The organism is uncultured Methanobrevibacter sp. (assembly GCF_902764455.1).
Lineage (GTDB): Archaea > Methanobacteriota > Methanobacteria > Methanobacteriales > Methanobacteriaceae > Methanocatella.
In genome coordinates, this window is record NZ_CACWVY010000018.1 from 22,082 (window position 1) to 44,648 (window position 22,567).

The following is a 22,567-nucleotide window of genomic DNA, read 5'->3' on the forward strand; positions in this document are numbered from 1 at the left end:
ATATAATTACTTGTAGGAAGTAAGTTATTTTCCAGAAAAACATGGCAAACTTGCATCTGTCAAAAAAATTATCAAAGGTGATTATTATGGATTTTTCAAAAAAACTATTAACATTACTTGCAATATTTTGTGTTATCGCATCTGCAACTGCAGTATGTGCAGCAGATGTAAATGCTGACGACGGATATGTTGGAACCAGTTATGATGGCATGAATGGAGTTTCCGAAAGCCAAAACCAAGATGATGGAGGTTGGGCTGGAAGTCAATACCAAGATAAAGGTGGCTGGGCTGGAAGCCAATACCAAGATGATGGCGGTTGGGCTGGAAGCCAATACAATGAAACATTAGAAAATGGTACACATGTCCCAAGTGCAGGTGCACCAACCAATACAACAGGTAACACAACAACTCCTGTAGAACATAATACAACTGCAAACGCAACTTCCACCTCTCATAACTTGTTAGCAACAGGTAATCCAATTTTAGTGTTACTTGTAGTAAATGCAATAATAGGTGGATATGCAGTATTAAGAAGAAGAAAATAAAACTATAACTTAAAAGCAGATCCTTATTCTGCTTTTATTTTTTCCTCCATATTTCTTAAACTTTTTTTTTAAAAATTGAGATTGGGAATTTCCCTATCTATATTGTATTAATATTCACGGCATTCATTTTTATTTTATCTTTAGCTTTATCATAGCCCTCTTCGAGATAGAAACTTACACTTGTGCCGACATGGTAGTCTCCCATGTTTCCTTTGAAGTCAAATTTTTTGAAATAATATGACTTGCCGTCCTCTGATTGTATGAAACCTGATTTTCCATGAGGCAATATATTGCTTATGATTCCGTATTGGGGTTGCTGGTCTTTGTATCTTAATTCATTCCAAAAGTTTTTAAGTTCTTTTTCTATTTTCCAGTATTCTGTATTTTCTGTGTCAAGCCCTGCTTCTTCAATTTTTTCAGATAATCTCTCATCAATTTTCCATCCCTTGTTAAGTCTGATACTATACTCTAAATATCTGTTCTGCAAAGCTTCATCAGGATATTCGTCTTCAACCAAATCTGCAATCAATGAATAGACATTTACTTTACTTTCACTAGGTGCAGATGTTAAAACTGCATCGATTGCATAGGATAGAGAATTTTCAAAATCTCCGTTAAAGTAATAGCTGTTAGCTATTTCGGCTTTAATATACCAGTCCTGTTTTTTCGTGATGATATACTTGAGATATTCAATCGCTTCATCATATTCTCCAATTTCATTAGCGCATTTGGCCAATCTCCATTTAAACCAGATGTCATCAGTCAGTTCTTCTAATTCAAGAGCTTCTTTTGACAGCTCATAGCACCTGTCAATCTCATCAAGTTTTAAAAGTGCCTTTGTTAGCTGGCTGTAATATTTCTCTTTGTTTGAAGGGTATTTTCTTCCATTGAAATCACTGGCCTTTTGGCTCAAATATTCAGGATTAATCATTTCTGCCCACATTACAACTTCTTCAAAGTCACTGTTTTTGTTTAAGTTTTCAAGAACTTTTAAAACTGCTAATGTGTATGGACATGGATATTTGTTGTTTTTAGATTGATCTTCTTGTTTTTTCATGTCAGTTATTAATTCAGCACTTTCAAGAATTTCCTCAAGATTCTCATTGTCTTTGATGTACTTTTTGTAGAGAATCCAACTGAAAGTAGTTTTGTCGAATTCTGAGAAATCTTCAGGTGATTTTTCCCAATATTCTCTGTAAATTTCCTCTGATTCGTCAATTTTGTTTTCCTTTTTGAATCTTTGTGCTAATTTTAGTTTTTCTTTTGTCTGGACATCCATGTTAAGCACCTCTAACAAGCTATGTGTATAAATTATTATCAAAACTATATAAATATATGTTTTATTTCAAAACAATATTTATTTTGCTTTAAAATCTTTAAAACTAGTTTAAATATTGTTTTTAAGCTATTAAAAGTATAAATATGTCTTATGACTAATATACTAAATGGAGATGAGATAAAATTTCTTATTTTGTCCTATTTTAGAGGGTTCAAAATTCATTCTTCATGAGGTTATAGGTCTTTTTTTTCTTCTGTCCCTCCATTTTCACTTATTCATTCTCATCTCCTATTCAATGCTTTAGGATTTAATTTGAAACCAAAAATTGAAAATGTGATTTTTAAAATCAGCAAATTTTTGAAAAAATCTTTTCATCAGGTTTCCAAAAATTATTTAATTGTTCAAAATAAACTTAATTTATAGATTAGTATATTTTTTTGCATTAGGTGAGAAAAATGGTGGAGAAAACTCAGTGGAATTCACAGTTATCATTTTTATTTGCAATGATTGGGGCGGCCGTTGGTTTAGGGAATATTTGGCGTTTTAGCTATGTTGTCTATTCAAACGGAGGAGGGACATTTTTTATCCCTTATCTTATTGCTATAGCTATATTGGGCATTCCGTTTCTAATATTGGAATATGGTATTGGATATAATTTTAAGGATTCTTTTTCGAATATATTGAAAAGAATTAATCCTAAACTGGAATTTGTTTCATGGGTTTTACTATTATTTGTTTTCACGGTATTGATTTACTATATTGTTATATTGGGTTGGGATTTAATATATTTGAGTTCCAGTTTCACATTTTCATGGGGCAACGATGTAGCATTATATTTTGTTAAAAATGTTGGTGGAAGTTCCAATTTGTCAAATTTAAGTTCTTTTATAATTCCGACAACAATTGGTGCAATAATAATATGGGTTATTGTATGGTTCATATCCCATAGGGATTTAAATGATGGAATAGGAAAAATTTCAAAAATATTAATACCTTCCCTTTTTATTATCATGATTGGAATAGTGCTTTACGCTTTGACACTGCCTGGAGCTAACATAGGTATACAAACATTGCTGCAACCTGACTGGAGCAAATTAACTGATATTAATATTTGGCTTGCAGCATTTTCTCAGATTCTTTTCTCATTGAGCATGGGACAGGCAATTGCGTTAACTTATGCCAGTTATTTACCTGAAAATTCCAAACTAATTGATAATGTATTGCTTGTTGTTTTTGCAAATTCGTCATTTGAGATTTTCACAGCTTTCGGTATTTTTTCAATTTTAGGATTCATGTCATTTTCATCAGGAACTCCGATGGTCCAACTGGTTAGTGAAGGTACAGGATTGATATTTGTTGTTTTCCCAATGATTTTTAATATTATGGGTGCAATGGGACACATATTGGCACCATTACTATTTTTAGCAATTTTGTTTGCAGGAATTACTTCGGCAGTTGGAATATTTGAACCGATGGTAAAATCAACAGAAGACAAATTTAATTGGTCTCGTAAGAAAACTGTAACGGTTCTAAGCATAATAGGTTGTATATTTTCATTAATATTTACAACAGGAATTAGTTCTTATCTTGTAGGGGTCGTCGACGGATTTGTGAATGAATTTGGAATATTGTTCTTAATAGCGATTCAATGTATCATTTTCACATGGATATTTAATGTCGATTCATTAATTCCGGTAATTAATGAAAACAGCAGATTCAAGGTAGGTTCCCTATGGAAATTTATAATAAAATATGTTTTACCATGCTTTTTAATAGGAATGTGGTTAGTTGGAATATATAGTCTATTTACCGATGTTGATTCATTTGAAGCAATCGTATATATTGTTATAATGGTTTTAGTTCTGTTATTCAGTGGAATTTTAACTAAAATTAATGCTGATTAAATTTTAGAATCTAATGGGTTAAAAATGCAATAATACTACCCACACTTCTTTTAAGTTGTAGATGAACTGGACAGATGTGGTGTTACTTGTTCATTTTTAGGATAAGCATTGCTATATCATCAGATAATTCTTTATTATTACAGAACTTGTTGATATCCTCTTCAACGGATTTTATGATAATTTTTAATTCATTATCCTTATTTTGATTTAATATTTTCTGCAGATTTCTTTCTCCATAATAGTTATCATTTCCATCGTTTGCATATGTAACTCCATCTGTATATAAGAATACTGTATCATTAGGGTTTAAATGAATGGTATGCTTTTTATAATGGATATTTTCCATTCCTGCTAAAAGTAATCCTGGTTTTTCATTTAAATATTCAAAATCACCATTATTTCGCCTAATTAATGGTTTTCTATGTCCTGCATTAACATAACATAATTCTCCAGTTTTTATATTAAGTTTTGCAAGTAAACAACCAACAAATAATCCTTTAACGTTATTTTTACAAAGTTCGTTATTAAGTTCATATAATGCATCGGATAAATCTGAATAATATGTAGCATAATCCCTAATTAATGTCATAGTTTTTACTAGGATTAATGTAGTTGAGACTCCTTTTCCACTAACGTCGCCTATTACAATTCCGATATTTTCTTCATCGATTTTGAAATAATCATAAAAGTCTCCACCAACAGCATGTGCAGCTTTCATAAATCCCCAAAGATTTATATTATTAGTTTCATTGAATTTTTCAAAATCAGTTGGAATCATTGAATGTTGGATTTCATGAGCTAATTTGAGTTCTGTTTCATATCTTTCTTTTTCTTTAGTTACATCCAACAAATTTGCACGGTAATCAGCAAATTCTTTTTCCATATTAAGCATGGATTCGGATAATGATTTTATTTCGTTATTCACTGTAATGTCATTTAAATTATTAACGAGATTATCTAAATCAACCTCATCATTTATTTCTTCTAATAGATATGAAGATAATTGATTGATTGGGTTTAAAACTTGTTTTTCCAAAAAGTACATGTAAATAACTAATGGTATTAGAATGGCTAAGAAAAACCCGGATAAGAGAACCAAATAATTTAAAAATTCAGAAGTAATTTCATCTTCATAAATTCCAAGTGCAGTTAATGATACTAACAGAATTGTTGGGATTATTATTAAAATAATGAATATTGAAAATAATGCCTTATAAAATATTGTAAGTTTCTGCCTATTTTTTATTTTAAAAACATCCTCATCAAGTGGTTTAAATAAAAATATTGCATACAATATTAAAATTAAAAATAAACAAAGATTATTCTGATAATTTAATGTGGCTATGGAAAGAATTATTGCAATTGCCAATGCTAAATTGTATAATCGATCAGGCATAAATTTTTTAATTTGTTTTGGAGTATATACTGCAATATTTAATTTTCCAAATAGTCCCATACCTAATAATAGCAAGATTAATCCTAAAATAAAAATCATGTAAAAACTTTCAAGGTTTAAGCTGAAAATTTCATTATATATTTGATGAGAGAATATGTATGTTTGTAAAATAATAAATAATATGATAATAATTATTTTAGCAAAGCTGTAAAAACTGTTCATATTAGGTATTTCAAAACCTCTTTTGGATTTTGTCATGTACCATAATTTCCAAGGCAGTATTCCTAATACAATTAGCGATGATAAACTTAATAGGATTACTGTTGCATTACTCATGCCTAAGACTAAAATCCAATATAGAAGTTCAACTATGCTAAAACCTAATATTGCATATGGGCCTAGTAATAAACTTAATATAAGTAAAGCAGATAATTCTAAATGAATATAATTATTGTCAAACCAGAGGTATCCAATTAGTATAAGTATTATATTTATTATCATGGAGATAAATACAATAAATATTGGTGATTTGAAAAGTTCTTTATAATTCATTCTACCCACCCGTTATATTTTATAATTAGCATAGTTATATCATCATATTGTTCGCTGTTATTGTAAAATTTATCAATGTCTTTGGTAATTTCATTTATTATATCGTTTAATTTTTTATTTTTATTTTTATTAATTATTTCTTTTAAACGATTTTCACCATAAAATTCATTATAATTATCATTTGCTTCTGTAACTCCGTCAGTATATAAAAATATCAGATCTCCGGCATTTAAATTAATTTCATGCTCGTTATACTGGATTCCTTCCATTCCACCAATGACAAGATTCGGATGGGTTTTCATGTATTCAAAATTATTGGAATCGTGTTTAATCAATGGTTGATTGTGCCCCGCATTAACATAGGATAATTTTCCAGTTTTTAAGTTTAATTTTCCAAGCCAGATTGTTACAAATAATTCTTCGTCATTTCTTTCATAAGCTAAATTATTTACTTTTTCAATCACTTGTGATAAATCCTCATTGAATTTTGCATGATTTTCAATTAAATACATTGTTTTAACCATGAATAATGTTGAGGGAATTCCTTTACCACTAACATCGCCGATGACAAAATATATATTGTCTTCATTGATTTTGAAATAATCATAAAAGTCTCCTCCAGCTTCTCTTGCAGGTTTCATATATGCATAGATTTCAAATGATTCATTTTTTGCAATTTCATCGAAATTTTTTGGCAGCATATTTGATTGTATTTGGCTTGCCACATCAAATTCTGTTTTAAATTTTTCTTTTTCGGAAGTTGTTATTTGGAGTTGATTTAAATTAGTTCTAATTTTATCATATAATGTTACAAATGAGTTAACTAACAATCCGATACTGTCATCATTTGTTATGTATTTCTTTAATTTATGTACTGATTCAACTTTATTTTTAGTTTTAAAGTAATTATCTGCAGTATCTATCATGGCATAAAGCGGATTAGTTATTGTTTTTTCAATGAATCGGATAAAGATTAATGAAACTAATAATATAAGCACGCTTGTGAATGAAAGAATGATTAAAATCTGATATGATGGATCTATTTTAGGAACATATGATAAAATTAACACATGGAAATAGTTAAAGTTCAATATTATTGTCAAAGTTATAATAGCTAAGAAAACTAATATCATTTCCTCAATAATTGAATAATTGTCATTTGTTGGTTCAACTGTCACGTCGAAAGTATTGAAATATAATAGTATTGAAGTAATTATTGTAACAAAATTGAAAAAATACCTTAGGGATTTGATATTTATAATAAACTCCTTAAGTAGGAAATAACCTACGCATATTAAAAGTACTGCTAAAAGATAATTTTGATTAATATTGATTTTTGTAATCTTCTTTTTAGGAGTTTGTAAAGGTATTTTAAGGATATTGAAAGAACTAATTAGCAATAATCCGAATATTATAGTAAACGTAATAATATTTAACATGTAAGGTACATTAAAGTTTACATCTGAAATGGAATAGGAATAATTTAAATTATGGAAAAGTGAAAATGATATAACTAAAAATGAGAAATATACGATTGAAATTAGTATTGTTATTGATAAAAATTTGATAATATTATAAGTTGAATTAAATCTGGGAGTATCTTTTTTTCCTCTATTGAATGTAGTATACCATAATCTATATGTTAATACTGAAATAAAAAATGTGATTATAAAATCGATAAAAGGTGCAGGTAGTCCTATTCCTTCAAGCAGTTCTCCGACTAATGTTCCTAATGCAAAACCTAAAGCACCCATTGGACCAAACATTAAACCAAAAATTGGGCCAAGAGCAATATCTGCATATATGTAATAGCCCCCTATATGTTGAACTTCAAAAAGATAATTAAATATCAATTCAACTGTAAATGTGAAAAGGATAATAAACCATTTTTTGGTAAATAATTTTTTAATTATAGTGGAGTCCATTGATACTATCTTTAATAAACCTTATATATATACATATTTATATATAATTTTGTCAAGGATATAATGGTATTTTTGAAGTTATTAAATTGGAAGGCTGGTTTTGATGAAGATTGAAAAGGACTATCTGAATTTAGAAGATGTTTATGAAATTCGAATTTTTAATGCTACTGTAAAGGATTTTTATAATTCAACACCACAGGAATTTGATATTGAAGATGATCCAATTCAGGAGTTTCTCAATAATATTTCAGATGAGGTTCATATATTTATTCCATATGAAAATGGAAAAGATTTCATTATCCAGAAATCAAGCGGTAATCTTCTTGAGACATACAATTTATCGCAAGAAGATGTAAAAGGCAGACTATTAAGTAAGATTTCACCATTATTTTTTGATAGTTTACATGATAATTTATTTGAGAGTTATACAAACCACACTACAAAAAAAATTAGGTTTGTATATTATGATACTCAGAATGAATCCATTAAGAAAAGTACTGCAAAAATAGTTTTTTATATGGAAAAGATATTTATAATAGTTACGGATGTTTATGGAACAATAAGTAATCCTGAAAGCATGATTGATATAACTTTGGATGAAAACCAAAATAACATAATGGAAAATCTTTCGCAAACTGGCAGTTATTATAAAATAAATGGAAAATATACCTGGTCTCAGGGAATATATAATATCATCAATCGTCCTAAAGAAGAATCTGATGAGCGCCACAATATTGTTTTAGATTTGGCGATTCCAGAGGATAAATATAAAGTTGATAAGATTTTAAATTTCACAAACAAAGAAACTTCACAATATGATGAAATTCTTCGGATTGTGGATGGGGAGGGTATTTTAAAACTTATTGAAGTTACTGTTTATTCTTATTTTGATGATAAAGGTGTCTTTATTCGTCAAGGTTGGATTAATGTCCTTACTCAGAGACATAGTGAAAGTACTGAATCTATTGATTTTTTATTGGATGGTTCAAAAAGCACTATGAAATTAGCTTGGTTAATTGAACCTTTGAATAAAAAGCTATATAGTTTCTCCAAAGGTTTTTATAATCTGATTGAAAAGGATTACGAGGAATATGTTCATTCCCGTGAAATTTTAAATAATATTGCTGAGAAAGAAGTTGTTGATGAAATTATAAAGCTGGCTGATGGTGACATAACTAAGGTTGACGAAACATTGACATATAAAGTTGACGGAGACCCTCAGAATATAAAGATTGTTAATTTGTATATTGAAAGATTTGAGTATAATAATAATGTGCATAGTCTTGGATTTTTAACAGACGTTACTGAAGAGATGCTGAAAAAAGAACAATTGATTGAATCTAATGAACGACAGCTAGTATTAATTAAGGAATTGCATCACAGAGTAAAGAATAATTTGCAAATTATTAATAGTTTTTTAAATCTTGAAAAACGTGCTTATAAAAATTCTCCTGAGTTAGTTATTGAACATATGCAAACACGTTTAACTTCCCTTGCATTGCTCCATGAAAAAATATACAATTCTCCAGATTTTAAAAATATTAATTTAAAGGAATGTTTAAGTGATCAGGATGTAAGCACAAAAAAATTAGTTAATTCACCTATGGAAATCGAGTTTAAAACATATGTTGATGAAAATATAAATGTATCAATTGAAGTCATAACTCCATTGCTCTTAATCATTGATGAACTAACAATGATTGCTATAAGAAACGCATTTCCAGAAAAAACGACACTAAAAAAGATAACTAAAAAAGTAACAATGTCTGATAAGGATACTGTGATTTTAACATTTGAAGAAATTGGTATTGGAATTAAAGATTCAAAGGACATTACTGATGTCATAGGATGTGAAATAATAAAAAGCTTAACAAAACAGTTAGACGGAACTATTACTTCAATAAAAATTGAAAACGGAATTGTATATGAATTAGTTTTCCCTATTGAGATGATGCATACAATTCACTAATCAAAATATTTTGATGTTTAATATTATGCTGGTAAAATTATGAATTTATTAAGTAACGATAATAAATTATTAAATTCCTTTTTTAAAAACTATATTCTTGGGGCAGTAATTGCTGTTGTATGTACTATTTTAGTAGTTATTCTAAATGGAATAATTATTGGTAACTTTTTTGGTAAAATTGGTCTTGCAGCATTCGGTTTGGCATTACCTGTCCTTTATGCGAATTTGGCAATAGGATATATATTCGCATATGGAGGTTCTATTGTTGCATCTAATAATATGGCTGATGAAAAAAGAGTAAATAACAATTTCACAGTAGTATGCATTGTTGCAGCAATTATCGGAATAGTTTTAACAGTTTTATTATTAATGTTTACGCCAAATGTTGCGCAAATGTTGGGTGCTACTGGTGAATCATTTAATGCAACAGTATCATTGATGAAGGGATTGTTTTTAGTAATTTTACCATTGATTTTTCTATATATTTTTATAAATTATTCAAGAATCGATGGATATCCGTCATTAGGTCTTTATGCAGGTTTATCATTAGTTTTATTAAATCTGATTTTAAATTTAGTATTTGTAATGATATTTAAAACAGATATTTTTGGTGTTGGGCTGGCAACTGCATTAAGTGCCATAATTACTGTACTATTTTTATTGAGTCATTTTCTTTCAAATAGAAGCACATATAAATTCCAAAGAAATTTAGAATTTAAAATGGAATTGTCTCAAGTAATAAAATCAGGGCTTCCTAATGCTTTAAATCAAATTTATAATATGCTTCGTACTATAATTACAAATTATTTGGGTGTAATGGTTGGGGGATTAATATTTTTAAGTGCTCTTTCTATACAGTCAAATATTTATTTATTGCTGTGCAGTGTAGGTGTTGGAATTGGATCAACTACTTTGGCATTGGGAGGATTATTTTATGGTGAAAAAGATAAAACCCAATTGGAACAATTATTAGAAATATCAATTAAATATGCATTATTCATTATTTCTATAATTGCATTAATTCTGTTTATTTTCGCTCCTTATTTTGTTTATATGTTTGGAAAAAATCCGGAGGTATATGATGTAACAGTAAGAGGCCTTAGAATATTTGCGTGGTCTCTACCGTTTTCAGGATTATGTTTCATTTTATTAAACTTTTATAATGCGACACAGCAGTTAAAAATTGCTAATTATATAAGTTTTGCCCATAGTTTCTTATTTTTATCAGCATTTGCAATCATATTTTCATTTCTAATGGGGGGTGATGGTATTTGGATAAGTTTTGTATTAGGTGAAATTGTTACTTTGCTTAGTTTACCATTCTTAATTAAATTGAAAACTAAAAAATTCCCCAAATCATTAAGTGATTTTGTAATAATGGATGAAAATCTGTTTCCCTCTGAAGATACTTATGAAGTATATGTTGAATCGGAAGAGGAGCTGTTAGATGTTGTTGAAAATATTGATAAAAATTTGGTGGACGATGATTTAGATGATGAAACTAAATTGAAAATACAACTAATTCTTGAGGAAATGGGTACAGCTATCTTTGCCCATGCATATAAATCTAAGAAAGATAAATACCTAAATATTAGGATTCTTTATAAAAATACTGAGGATATTATAGTTTATTTCCAAGATAGTGGTGTTCCTTTTGATATTGAAAAGGATTTTCAGAAAAAAGAAGACTTGGGGATTAAAATTATCAAAAACTTTTCAAAGGATATGGAACATAATTATAATTATAATGTTAAACTAAATAACAATAAGATTGTTATTCCTAAAAATTATAATTGGTGAATTTATGGACATAGAAAAACACAAAGACGGAAAAAAATTATATATTAAATTAACCGGCAGATTAGATACAAAAAATTCTCCCAAACTTAAAGAAGTGCTTGAAAACAGTTTAGATGATGTCGAAGAGTTAACTTTTGATTTATCTGAATTAATTTATATTTCAAGTTCAGGGCTTCGAATAATTTTATCTACTCAAAAAACAATGAACAAACAGGGTTCCATGAAAGTAACTAATGTTCAGGATATTGTGATGGAGGTATTTGAATCAACAGGATTTGTAGATATATTGACTATTGAATAGTTATGAGGTTGAATTATGGATTTGGGCGATATTGATATTACTGAATTATCTTTTTCAGAACAATTTTATTTAAATTGTATTTCAAAGGGAAATAATGTTCGTAAATCATTAGAGGTCATGACACAGAATCCCATGAAATATAATACGGCTTTGTTAATGAAAATTATAAATGATAATGAAGATACCGAATATGGGCAAAAATATGATTTTGCAAACATTAAAAGCATTGAAGACTATCAAACAAAGGTTCCTATAACTGATTATGATAGTTATGCAGATTACATTTATAGAATGACTGAAAATGGGGAAAAGAATTTACTAACCTCCTATGAAATAATTCATTATGCAAAATCTTCAGGTACAATGGGAAACCCTAAAAGGATACCTACCACATCTCTTAATCAAGAAATCAATATGAAATATAATTATGATTATCTATTTAATTTGTTTGCTGAAAAAGTTGGTTTGTACTGGATTAAATATCCCTTTTTAAATTTAACTGAACTTTCTATGTCCAAATTGCCTTCTGGTGATACTTATGGTTCTATTTCTGGTAAATTAATGGATGTTTTTGGAAATATGGCCTTTGATGTTACCACATCACCCATTGAAGCTTTAATTCCTTGTATTGGAACTAACATTCGTTATATTCATGCACGTTTTGCATTAGTCAATCCTGATATTTCATTTACAATAACTAGTTTTGTCAGTTTGTTTTTAGAATTTCTACGTTACATTAAAGGCAATTGGAAACTATTAGTCAATGATATTGAAAAGGGGACCATTGATGAATCCATAAAAATGCCTAGTGAAGTTCGTGAAAGTTTGTTTGGAAAAATAGAACCGATGCCGGAAAGAGCAGAAGAACTAAGAAAAATATTTGAAGAAGGTTTTGATGAACCTATTGTTCCTAAAATTTGGCCAAAAATGCTGCTTCTTATAGGATGCGGATCTGGAGGATTTAAAAATTATCTTAAGAAAATTAAAGAGTTCACGAGTCCTGATTTTAATTTTGCATTAGTCGGATTAACTGCGTCTGAAGGTATATTTTCACTTTTTACAGAATTAAACAATCAGAATTCTGTTCTCATACCAGACAGCATGTTTTATGAATTTTTACCGTTGGACGATAATGGTGACTACAGTAAAATAGTGACTATGGACAAGTTAGAAGAAGGAAAAGAATATGAAGTTATCACAACTAATCTGTCAGGATTTTATCGTTACAGGATGAAAGATGTCGTTCGTTGTACTGGAAGATATAATAACACTCCAATGATTGAATTTTTATACAGGTTAGACCAATGTTTATGTTTGGCTGGTGAGAAGGTTAACGGAGAGAACCTAAGAGCAGCAGCATATAAAACAGAAAAAGATTTCGGGTTCGATTTAATAGATTTTTCAGTTTACGCTGATTCTGACTCATCGCCTATGAAATATGTTTATTTAATGGAAGTTGAGGATTTGCCAGAAGGAGTAACAAAAGATATCATTCAGGAAAAATTGAATGAGAATTTCTGTGCAACAGATTCTGTTTTACGTAATAAAATTGAAAAAAGCATAATTGGAAAAACAGAGCTTTATTTCTTGCAACCAGAAACATATTTGCTCTATAAAGAATTGAAAGTTGCTAGAGGAACTTCTCCTGCTCAAGTTAAACCGCCTAGGATATTAATAGATGAACGGGATGTAAATTTCTTTAATGTTTTAAGAGATGATGAATTAAATCAGATTGATGACTTAAATATGGAAGAAATTATTTTAAAATCCAATATAGAAAATTTAGATTTACTTTTATTAAAAATAGATGAATTCATTGACGATAAAGGGGTTTCAATGAAATCTAAATTAAAATTGGAGTTAATAATTGAAGAGCTATTTGTAAATATTTGTAATTATGCATATGAAAAAGAAGGAGAAATAAAAATCCAATATGGACTTTTAGAAGACCCCTTTAGGATAATAATGAATTTTATTGATGAGGGAGTAGAGTTTAATCCGTTAGATAAAGAGGGTCCTGATTTGACTCTTGATGCAAATCAAAGAGATATTGGAGGATTAGGTTTAACTATAGTTCGAAAAAATGCAGATGAAATTGATTATAAATATGAAAATAATCAAAATATTCTAACTGTTGAAAAAATATTTTAGTTGTCTTATAATTTAATGATGATTGAAATCCTCAGTTTAAATAACTAAAAAAATTAAAGTTTATATTAGAAAAGTTTGGAGAGATATGAAAAGCATCATATCGTTTGTTGGTTAGTATGATTCTTAAGGTAAAAAATATTTCAAAAATTGGCGGAGAGGTAAAAGCGCCTCCCTCTAAAAGTTATTCTCACAGAGCAGTAATTCTAGCATCATTGGCTAGAGGAACTTCAAAACTCTATGATATGTTATATTCAGAAGATACATTATCTTCAATTAGAGTATGCAGGGCGTTAGGTGCAAAAATCAATGAAAAAGAGGATTATTTGGAGGTTATTGGAACTGGAGGTAAGCTTCATAATTCTTCTCAAGAACCAATAGATTTGGCTAATTCAGGAACTACCTTAAGGCTGATGACATCAGTTTCCGCATTAAGCGATAATGAAGTAATCTTAACTGGGGATGATTCACTTAAAACCCGTCCGATGGGACTGTTGATGGGTGCTCTAAATCCATTGGGTGTTGAATGTGAATCTTTAAACGATAATGAAAAGGCACCAATTTTAATTAAACCGGGTTATCTTGGTGGTGATACCAATATTTATGGAAATGTTAGTTCACAATTCATTTCATCAATTTTGATATCTTCACCTTTATCCAAATATGGTGTCACTTTATATGTTTTGCCTGAATTCAAGTCCAAGCCATATGTTAACATGACAGTTGACATAATGAGGAAATTCGGAGTGAAACTTCTAAAAGGATATTATTTAAAACATGATAATTGTGATAAGGACCATCAAAGCTGCAGAATTGATGAGTTCAAAGTTAAAAAACAAGATTATATTGCCTGTGACTATACAGTTGAAGGGGATTATTCATCAGCATCATACTTGCTAGCTTTAATAGCAATCAACGGCGGTAAAGCCCGGATAAAGAATTTGTTTAGAGATTCAAAACAGGGAGATAAGTTTATTTTGGATATTCTTCAGAAAATGGGGGCCACTGTTGTTCGAGGTGAGGATTATGTTGAAATTGCATCTAAAGGTAATCTGAAAGCCATTGATGTTGATTTGTCAAATGCTCCTGATTTGCTGATTACTGTTGCAGTACTGGCTGCGATGGCTGAAGGCACTACCAATATTACAGGTGTTGCTCATGCAAGAGTCAAGGAAACCGACAGGATTGACACTACTTGCAGAGAACTTGAAAAATTGGGCTGCAGATTAACCGAAAGGGAAGATGGAATGAGCATTACTGGTGGTGTGACCTCAGGTGTGGTTGATTCACATGGAGATCACAGGCTGGCAATGGCATTCAGTCTGATAGGTCTTAGACATGACATCGAAATTACAAATGGTGAGGTCTTTGACGTGTCATTTCCAAACTTTATTGAAGCAATGGCTGAACTGGGCTTTGAATTGGAGTTAAAGAATGAATAAGGAAGAGCGTGTAATTAAATTAATTGAAGAGTTGGAAAGCGTTTTTGAAATAAGAACTTTTCTTGACCATGATCCGTACAAGGTATTAATCAGAACCATTTTGTCCCAAAGGACTCGTGATGAAAATACCGACCAGGCTACCAATAATCTGTTTGAAAAATATCCTGATATTTATGCTGTTGTTGATGCTCCGATTGATGATGTTAAAGAGTTAATCAGACCTGCAGGTTTTTATAATGTTAAAGCAGCCAGAATTCAGGAGGTTTCACAAATTTTAATTGACCAGTATGGCGGTGAAGTTCCGGATACTGTTGAGGAAATGATTAAACTTCCGGGAGTTGGAAGAAAAACAGCAAATTGTGTAATGGTTTTTGCTTTTGAACTTCCTGCAATTCCTGTTGATACTCATGTTCACAGAATATCAAACCGTTTGGGTTTGGTGGATACAAAAGATCCTGAAGATACTGAAGTGGAATTGTGCAAGATTGCTCCTGAGGAATTGTGGATTAAGCTTAATGATTTGATGGTTCAATTCGGTCAAAACATCTGTAAACCTATTTCTCCTCAATGTGAAATATGTCCCTGCACTGACATTTGTGATTATTTTGCCGAAAATATCTAATTTTTTTTAGTCAAGCCAAAACATTTATTAACTAAAACAGTGTTATATAACAATAGTTATAATAACATTAGTTATATAACTTCAAAATAACCCTTTTAATATACCGCAAAAAACAATAAATAAATAAGGAGAATAAAATTATGGTAAATGTTCCAAAATTAAAAAGAGGTGTACTTGACAGTGTAACTGACGCAATTGGAAACACTCCAATTGTAAGATTAAACAATTTAACAAAAGACTTGGATGCTGAAGTCGATGTAAAAATCGAATCTTTCAACCCAACAGGTAGTGTAAAAGACAGAGTCGCTGTTGCAATGATTGAAGATGCAGAAGAAAAAGGTTTACTTAAACCTGGAGCTACAATCATAGAACCAACAAGTGGAAATACCGGTATTGGTCTTGCATTTGCAGCTGCTGCAAAAGGTTATAAATTAATATTGACTATGCCTGAAACAATGTCTGTTGAAAGAAGAAAATTCTTAAGTATTTTAGGTGCTGAACTGGTTTTAACTCCTGGTGCAGATGGAATGGGTGGAGCTATTGCAAAAGCAAATGAATTGAATGAAGAAACTCCTGATTCCATTATTTTAGGCCAATTTGACAACCCTGCCAATGTTGAAATCCATGCAGAAACTACTGCTCAGGAAATATTAAGAGACACTGATGGGAATGTTGATATTGTAGTTGCGGGTGTTGGAACTGGAGGAACAATTACTGGAATTGGTAAAGTCTTAAAAGAAGAAGTTCCTGGTGTAAAAATTGTTGCAGTCGAACCAAAAGATTCACAGACCCTTGGAAAAGGTGAAAAAGGACCTCACAAAATTCAAGGTATTGGTGCAGGATTTGTTCCGTCAATTTATGATGCAAGCGTAATCGATGAGATTATTCCAGTTGAAAATAAAGATGCAGGTGATACTTTATTAGCACTTGCTAAAAAGGAAGGTATTTTTTCCGGTATCTCATCAGGAGCAGCAACTTGGGCTGCTTTGGATTTAGCTAAAAAAGAAGAAAATAAAGGAAAAAGGATAATAGCAATTTTACCTGACAATGGTGAAAGATATCTCTCTGTTGATTGGTTATTTGAATAAGAATAATTATTTATACTATATGTTATAAATTCATAAGTATAATCTGAGGTTTATCAATGTTTAAAAATTTGCGAGCAGAAATTCAAGCTATTAAAGATAAGGATCCCGCTGCAAGGTCTACATTAGAGATTTTCTTATGTTATCCTGGATTTTATGCTTTATTAATGCATAGAGTTAGTCATTGGCTATGGAATCATTCTTTAAAGCTTTTAGCTCGTATGAATTCAAATCTGGCTAGATTTCTTACAGGTATTGAAATTCACCCTGGTGCAACATTTGGTAAAAGAGTTTTTATAGACCATGGTATGGGTGTTGTTGTTGGTGAAACAGCAATAGTTGGTGATGATGTACTGTTATATCAAGGGGTAATTCTTGGAGGAACAAGTACTGAAAAAACTAAAAGGCATCCTACTGTTGAAAAGGGAGTCATTATCGGAGCTGGTGCAAAAGTAATGGGGAATATTACTATAGGAGAATATTCTAAAATCGGTACTGGAGCAGTTGTTTTAAAAGATGTGCCTCCTGAATCAACTTGTGTTGGAGTTCCGGGTAGAATTGTTAAACGTAAAGGTGTACGTCACGAAGTAGTGGATTTAGACCATGGTAAACTTCCAGATCCTGTTGCTGATGCAATTAGAACTCTTGAAAAACATCTCCAACAAACTGATAAGCATATTCAAATTTTATATGATAAAAACGAAATTTGTCTCGCTGAAGATATAAGGGATGAACAAGAAGATTTAGAGGATTTATTTAAAAAATAGAAGGGATTTTTATGAAACCACCTTGTGAAATTGTAGTTTGGTATGTTATACCGGCTATTAGATCAGAATTGGCAAAAGAACTTTTGAATTTAGGAATGAAACAAAAGGATGTTTCTGAACTGATGGATATTACTCAACCTGCGGTTTCCCAGTACATTACTGATAAACGGGGCAGTGGAATAAAACTTGATGATGATGTAAGGGCAATGATTCATGAATTTGCCAGCCAGTTATCCAAGGGTGAAGCTACAAAAGCTGATTTAATTCCACGCACATGTAATATTTGCAAAAATGTTAAAACAATTGATGTGTTAGAACAACTCAACATTGACAAATCTGATCTTGGTGATGACTGTCGATCTTGTTTAGGGTCAGAAGCAAAATAGTAAAATTATAGAAAAAATAGTAAAGTATATAAGATATTAGTTACCAATATTTTATTATACTTTATACTTTAATGGCAAGTTTACCGAGTGGCTTAGGTGTGTGGCTGCAGACCATAATACGGGGGTTCAAATCCCTCACTTGCCTTTTATATTACTTTTTTTCGAGGTTTATTTTTATGGAAATTTATTCAACTTTAACTCGTAGTAAAGAGGATTTTGTAACTATTAATGAAAATAGGGTTAACTTATTTGTATGCGGGCCAACTGTTTATGATGATGCTCACATTGGACATGGAAGAACATACATTTCTTTCGACACAATAAAAAGATATTTGGAATTTAAAGGATATGCTGTTTTTTATATTCAGAATGTAACTGATGTAGATGATAAAATCATCAACCGTTCAAAGGAAAGTGGAATTCCTGCTGATGTTCTTTCACGCAAGTTTGAAAAAAGATACCGTGAAGACATGCATAAATTGAATGTCAACGGTGTCAATCTGTTTGCAAGAGCAACAGACCATATGCCTGAAATCATAGATCAGATTCAAAGATTAATAGATAAAGGATTTGCATATGAAACTGAAGATGGAGTTTACTTTGAAATTGATAAGTTTGATGAATTCGGAAAATTATCAAACAGGAATGTTGAAGAGTTGGAATCTCATCGTGAAATAGCTGAAACCACCAAGAAAAATCAGCAAGATTTTGCATTGTGGAAAAAACGTGAAGACGTAGATGAACCTACCTGGCCTTCTCCATGGGGAGACGGAAGACCTGGATGGCACATTGAAGATACAGCTATTACCGAATACTACTTTGGAGAACAGTATGACGTTCACGGTGGAGGATTGGATTTAATATTCCCTCACCATGAGGCTGAAATTACACAGATGGAAGCTGTAAGTGGAAAATCTCCAATGGTAAGGTACTGGTTGCACACTGGATTTTTAAATGTCAATGGAGAAAAAATGTCAAAATCACTCCATAATTTCATTACCATTCGTGAATTGCTTGAAAACTACGAACCGGATACATTCAGATTCTTTGTACTTTCAACTCACTACAGAAGTCCAATAGACTTTTCCAAAGATTCACTCCACCAGTCTGAAAGAAGTTTAGACAGGATTAGAAAATACTATGATCTTTTAGATGTTGAAGTGGAAGAAGAATTCAGTAGTGACTATGAGGTTTTAGCTAAATGGAGTAAAGAATTCTTTGACAGTATGGATGATGATTTTAACACTCCAAAAGCTATTGCGGCAATATTCGGATTAATCAATGATTCCAAAAATGATTTGGATAATTTATCTGATGATGATAAAATAGCTATCAAAGCATTCCTTGATGATGCTGCTCATATTTTTGGTGTCAGTTTTGAGACTGAAGACGTTAATGCAGGATCTGATGATTTGCTTGATTTGATTTCAGAAGTAAGATCTGAACTAAGAGCTAACAAGCAATATGATTTATCTGATAAAATCCGTGATGGTCTACAGTCTTTAGGCTATGAAATTAATGATTAGGGATATTTTTCCCTTTTTTTTCAAAGCATGATGTAACTTATTTTTAACATTTTTTAATTTTGGCTATTTTCATAAGTTATAATGCCTATAATTGAAAAATAATGGTTTTTAATACCCTATCGGTTATAAACGAAGCGATTAATTGATATTAATTAACACATACTCGCATTTTGCTTCGTTTCTCATAGGCCATCCCCATCCTGTCAAACCGGATGATACGATTTGTTTCATATCTCCAATTTCATACTCTCCATAGTTTAAACGGCCGGTTAAATCGTATATCATTCCATAGGGAAATAGTTGTCCACCATGTGTATGGCCTGAAAGCTGCAAATCAACACCTTCTTGAGCATTTTTTTCATATTCAACAGGTTGGTGGTCCAATACTACAATATATTTGGATAAATCACTTTCATTAAAAATTTCATTCACATCCATTCTGTTAACTGAATTTTCCCATTCTGCATCGCTTCTTCCAACTAAAACAATGTCATTATTGATGGTGACCTTGGCATCATTCAATATTTTTATTTTATTTTTTTCAATGGATTGATTTAGGTCACTATCTGTGAATGTTCTGTTTCCATTTACATAGTCCGTTGTATAAGGTTGTCTGTCATGGTTTCCAAAGATGTAATATGTTCCATATGTTGAGTTAATTTTTCCCAATTCCTCAAATATTTCTTCCATGCTGTCTTTGGTAGTTCTCTCATCAACAATGTCTCCACCCAAAACAACGATATCTGGTTTTAAATTATTCATTTTTGAAATGCTGTCCTTCACCAATTTGGTACTCTGTACAGTCCCATAATGAACATCACTAACAAAAAGAATAGAATAAGATTTATTATCAATTTTTTCTGTTGTTAAATTATATTCGGTTAGTTCAATATGGTTCATTCCGTAAACACTTCCAAGGATAATGACTGCAAAAAAGATTAGGGCCAACAATCCCTTTTTATGAATTTTTGGAATGAAATTCAGGTGTTTTTCTTTAATCAAATATTTTTGAATTATTCTTATCAAATCAGCTATTAAAGATGAAATAAACAGATAGAATATCAATATCGCTGCCATTGACCATATGTTTAGGCAAAATAGAAATGATATAATTGCAATTATGCTGCTTAATATGATTTGCTTATTTTTTGTTAAATTGACATTATTGAGAGAATATTTCACTCTGAAAAATGAATATGTTGCAATTAAAATGCCTAAAACTATCCCCATAACTAAGTATTCTGGATAATATCCTAATGAAAAAAATTGTATGAGATTCATAATTGTATTTAGATAAAATTAGTTATATAATTGTTAAGGTGGTTGTTTTATACAAAACTAAAACTTAATTTAACTTTCCAATCTTTAAAAATAAAAGGGTAAAAGTTATATGGGTGTAGAGGGTTATATCGCATTACATTTAATGTTTGGTTTTTTTGGACATTATGATTTAATGATAAGTTTCAAGTTATGGCATAAATTTTTTACAAATATAACAATGTTTATATACTAAAATAACATATGTTATTGTTGTATAACATAAGTTATAATTTATTTTTTAGGTTTACCCAAACATTTATATATAAAAAATAACTATTGTTATATAGTGAATATAACACGTGATATATTTTACTGAAATCAAATTATTAAGGTGATATTTAATGACTAATAAAAATTATGGATTAGCAACTTTAGGTGTACGTGCAGGACAAACTCCAGACCCCGCAACTGGGGCTCAGGCGGTTCCAATTTATCAAACTACTTCATATGTATTTAAAGACTCAGATGAGGCTGCAAGAAGATTCGCCCTTCAAGAATTTGGACAAATTTATTCCAGATTAACAAACCCTACCAGTGATGTATTAGTGGTCTTGCAGCAATTTCATATGCAATTTTAAATGTAACTGAACCTGGAGACAACATAGTATCTGCTGACAACCTTTATGGTGGAACTTATCAATTATTCAATTACACTTTCAAAGATCTTGCAAGAGAAGTCAAATTTGTAAACTCACAGGACTTGCAGGCTTTTGAAGATGCAATTGATGAAAAAACAAAGGCAATATATGTTGAATCAATTGGAAATCCAAAATTGGATGTACCTGACTTTGAAGCATTAGCAGAAATTGCACACTCTCATGATATTCCTTTAATTGTGGACAACACTGTTGGTGTAGGTCTTGTAAGACCATTGGAACATGGTGCAGATGTTATTGCAGCTTCAGCAACCAAATATGTCGGAGGACATGGTACTGCAGTTGGAGGATATATTGTAGATTCAGGTAAATTCAACTGGGGAAATGGTAAATTTAACAATTTCACAAAACCAGATCCAAGTTATCATGGTATAGTATTCTGGGATTCATTCGGTGATGTTCCTGAACTCGGAAACCTTGCATTTACTGTAAGAATAAGAGCAAGACTCTTAAGAGATTTGGGTGCTACTCAAGCTCCTGTACACAGCTTTATTTTCTTACAAGGTCTTGAAAGTTTGGATGTACGTGTAAAAAGACATTCTGAAAATGCATTGAAAGTAGCTAAATTCTTGGAATCACATCCTAAAGTTAAATGGGTAAACTACCCCGGACTTGAATCTCATCCGACCTATGAAATCAATAAAAAGTACTTAAAAGATCATTTTGCAGGTATTTTAGGATTTGGTGTTGAAGGTGGAGAAGAAGCAGGAAGAAAAGTAATTGAAAAGTTAGAACTATTCTCTATACTTGCAAATATCGGAGATGCAAAAAGTCTCGCAATTCACCCTGCAAGTACAACACACCAGCAATTAACTCCTGAAGAACAGGAAGCAACCGGTGTAACTCCAGATTTCATCAGGCTTTCTATTGGTTTAGAAGATGTTAATGATTTAATTGATGATCTTAGTCAAGCTTTGGATAGCCTTGATTAAGGTTACCTTTTA

General features: G+C 30.7%; 16 protein-coding genes, 1 tRNA gene and 1 pseudogene. 14 read left to right on the forward strand and 4 right to left on the reverse strand.

All coding sequences use genetic code 11. The features are described 5' to 3' along the window. The first annotated feature begins 86 nt into the window (after window positions 1-86). Window positions 87-545, forward strand: a complete 459-nt coding sequence (locus QZU75_RS07070; RefSeq protein ID WP_296882582.1) for a hypothetical protein — start codon at window positions 87-89, stop codon at window positions 543-545. A 97-nt stretch (window positions 546-642) separates the two neighbouring features. Here QZU75_RS07070 and QZU75_RS07075 read toward each other — a convergent pair whose 3' ends face one another. Beyond that, window positions 643-1,824 carry a type IV pilus biogenesis/stability protein PilW gene (locus QZU75_RS07075; RefSeq protein ID WP_296882583.1) on the reverse strand — a complete coding sequence of 394 codons (1,182 nt, stop codon included), beginning with the start codon at window positions 1,822-1,824 and terminating at the stop codon, window positions 643-645. A 455-nt stretch (window positions 1,825-2,279) separates the two neighbouring features. Between QZU75_RS07075 and QZU75_RS07080 the strand changes: the two genes are divergently transcribed. After that, window positions 2,280-3,728 carry a sodium-dependent transporter gene (locus QZU75_RS07080; protein WP_296882585.1) on the forward strand — a complete coding sequence of 483 codons (1,449 nt, stop codon included), beginning with the start codon at window positions 2,280-2,282 and terminating at the stop codon, window positions 3,726-3,728. An 82-nt stretch (window positions 3,729-3,810) separates the two neighbouring features. Here the strand turns inward: QZU75_RS07080 and QZU75_RS07085 are convergent, their stop codons facing one another. Further along, window positions 3,811-5,676: a PP2C family protein-serine/threonine phosphatase gene (locus QZU75_RS07085; RefSeq protein ID WP_296882586.1), complete on the reverse strand. Its 1,866-nt coding sequence runs from the start codon at window positions 5,674-5,676 to the stop codon at window positions 3,811-3,813. Next, the gene (locus tag QZU75_RS07090; RefSeq protein WP_296882588.1) at window positions 5,673-7,601 is read right to left on the reverse strand and encodes a PP2C family protein-serine/threonine phosphatase; all 1,929 of its coding nucleotides are present in this window, start codon (window positions 7,599-7,601) and stop codon (window positions 5,673-5,675) included. The genes QZU75_RS07085 and QZU75_RS07090 overlap by 4 nt, the downstream gene beginning before the upstream one ends. Window positions 7,602-7,704: 103 nt before the next feature. On the opposite strand from QZU75_RS07090, the gene QZU75_RS07095 reads away from it, so the two are divergent. The 11 genes from QZU75_RS07095 to cysS all read left to right on the forward strand — a co-directional run bounded on the left by QZU75_RS07095 (window position 7,705) and on the right by cysS (window position 19,647). Beyond that, entirely contained in the window at window positions 7,705-9,570 is a 1,866-nt protein-coding gene (locus tag QZU75_RS07095; protein ID WP_296882589.1) for a sensor histidine kinase, read from the forward strand. Window positions 9,571-9,609: 39 nt separating this feature from the next. After that, window positions 9,610-11,370: an MATE family efflux transporter gene (locus QZU75_RS07100; protein ID WP_296882590.1), complete on the forward strand. Its 1,761-nt coding sequence runs from the start codon at window positions 9,610-9,612 to the stop codon at window positions 11,368-11,370. A 4-nt stretch (window positions 11,371-11,374) separates the two neighbouring features. Next, window positions 11,375-11,671: an STAS domain-containing protein gene (locus tag QZU75_RS07105; RefSeq protein WP_296882592.1), complete on the forward strand. Its 297-nt coding sequence runs from the start codon at window positions 11,375-11,377 to the stop codon at window positions 11,669-11,671. A 15-nt stretch (window positions 11,672-11,686) separates the two neighbouring features. Continuing rightward, window positions 11,687-13,822 carry a GH3 auxin-responsive promoter family protein gene (locus QZU75_RS07110; RefSeq protein WP_296882593.1) on the forward strand — a complete coding sequence of 712 codons (2,136 nt, stop codon included), beginning with the start codon at window positions 11,687-11,689 and terminating at the stop codon, window positions 13,820-13,822. Window positions 13,823-13,938: 116 nt separating this feature from the next. Then, window positions 13,939-15,261, forward strand: a complete 1,323-nt coding sequence (gene aroA, locus QZU75_RS07115) for a 3-phosphoshikimate 1-carboxyvinyltransferase (protein ID WP_296882594.1) — start codon at window positions 13,939-13,941, stop codon at window positions 15,259-15,261. Then, on the forward strand, window positions 15,254-15,883 hold the full coding sequence (gene nth / locus QZU75_RS07120) for an endonuclease III (protein WP_296882596.1): 630 nt from the start codon (window positions 15,254-15,256) through the stop codon (window positions 15,881-15,883). The genes aroA and nth overlap by 8 nt, the downstream gene beginning before the upstream one ends. A 140-nt stretch (window positions 15,884-16,023) precedes the next feature. Then, the gene (gene cysK, locus QZU75_RS07125; RefSeq protein WP_296882597.1) at window positions 16,024-16,971 is read left to right on the forward strand and encodes a cysteine synthase A; all 948 of its coding nucleotides are present in this window, start codon (window positions 16,024-16,026) and stop codon (window positions 16,969-16,971) included. Between the two features lie 56 nt (window positions 16,972-17,027). Further along, window positions 17,028-17,735, forward strand: coding sequence for a serine O-acetyltransferase (gene cysE / locus QZU75_RS07130; protein WP_296882599.1), 708 nt, complete (start codon window positions 17,028-17,030; stop codon window positions 17,733-17,735). Window positions 17,736-17,746: 11 nt separating this feature from the next. Next, a complete protein-coding gene (locus QZU75_RS07135; RefSeq protein ID WP_296882600.1) occupies window positions 17,747-18,121 on the forward strand; it encodes a transcriptional regulator in 375 nt (124 codons plus the stop codon). 73 nt (window positions 18,122-18,194) lie between these two features. Next, window positions 18,195-18,266: transfer RNA gene (locus tag QZU75_RS07140), tRNA-Cys, on the forward strand. A 31-nt stretch (window positions 18,267-18,297) separates the two neighbouring features. Then, on the forward strand, window positions 18,298-19,647 hold the full coding sequence (cysS, locus tag QZU75_RS07145; protein ID WP_296882601.1) for a cysteine--tRNA ligase: 1,350 nt from the start codon (window positions 18,298-18,300) through the stop codon (window positions 19,645-19,647). A 138-nt stretch (window positions 19,648-19,785) separates the two neighbouring features. Here cysS and QZU75_RS07150 read toward each other — a convergent pair whose 3' ends face one another. Further along, a complete protein-coding gene (locus QZU75_RS07150) occupies window positions 19,786-20,724 on the reverse strand; it encodes a metallophosphoesterase (protein WP_296882602.1) in 939 nt (312 codons plus the stop codon). A 584-nt stretch (window positions 20,725-21,308) separates the two neighbouring features. Between QZU75_RS07150 and QZU75_RS07155 the strand changes: the two are divergent. After that, window positions 21,309-22,555 (forward strand): annotated as a pseudogene (locus tag QZU75_RS07155) (O-acetylhomoserine aminocarboxypropyltransferase/cysteine synthase family protein). The last annotated feature ends 12 nt before the right edge of the window (window positions 22,556-22,567 follow it).

Coding starts and splice junctions, on each gene's coding strand:
- QZU75_RS07070 (WP_296882582.1), top strand. CDS start 87: ATGGATTTTTCAAAAAAACTATTAACATTACTTGCAATATTTTGTGTT.
- QZU75_RS07075 (WP_296882583.1), bottom strand. CDS start 1,824: ATGGATGTCCAGACAAAAGAAAAACTAAAATTAGCACAAAGATTCAAA.
- QZU75_RS07080 (WP_296882585.1), top strand. CDS start 2,280: ATGGTGGAGAAAACTCAGTGGAATTCACAGTTATCATTTTTATTTGCA.
- QZU75_RS07085 (WP_296882586.1), bottom strand. CDS start 5,676: ATGAATTATAAAGAACTTTTCAAATCACCAATATTTATTGTATTTATC.
- QZU75_RS07090 (WP_296882588.1), bottom strand. CDS start 7,601: ATGGACTCCACTATAATTAAAAAATTATTTACCAAAAAATGGTTTATT.
- QZU75_RS07095 (WP_296882589.1), top strand. CDS start 7,705: ATGAAGATTGAAAAGGACTATCTGAATTTAGAAGATGTTTATGAAATT.
- QZU75_RS07100 (WP_296882590.1), top strand. CDS start 9,610: ATGAATTTATTAAGTAACGATAATAAATTATTAAATTCCTTTTTTAAA.
- QZU75_RS07105 (WP_296882592.1), top strand. CDS start 11,375: ATGGACATAGAAAAACACAAAGACGGAAAAAAATTATATATTAAATTA.
- QZU75_RS07110 (WP_296882593.1), top strand. CDS start 11,687: ATGGATTTGGGCGATATTGATATTACTGAATTATCTTTTTCAGAACAA.
- aroA (WP_296882594.1), top strand. CDS start 13,939: ATGATTCTTAAGGTAAAAAATATTTCAAAAATTGGCGGAGAGGTAAAA.
- nth (WP_296882596.1), top strand. CDS start 15,254: ATGAATAAGGAAGAGCGTGTAATTAAATTAATTGAAGAGTTGGAAAGC.
- cysK (WP_296882597.1), top strand. CDS start 16,024: ATGGTAAATGTTCCAAAATTAAAAAGAGGTGTACTTGACAGTGTAACT.
- cysE (WP_296882599.1), top strand. CDS start 17,028: ATGTTTAAAAATTTGCGAGCAGAAATTCAAGCTATTAAAGATAAGGAT.
- QZU75_RS07135 (WP_296882600.1), top strand. CDS start 17,747: ATGAAACCACCTTGTGAAATTGTAGTTTGGTATGTTATACCGGCTATT.
- cysS (WP_296882601.1), top strand. CDS start 18,298: ATGGAAATTTATTCAACTTTAACTCGTAGTAAAGAGGATTTTGTAACT.
- QZU75_RS07150 (WP_296882602.1), bottom strand. CDS start 20,724: ATGGCAGCGATATTGATATTCTATCTGTTTATTTCATCTTTAATAGCT.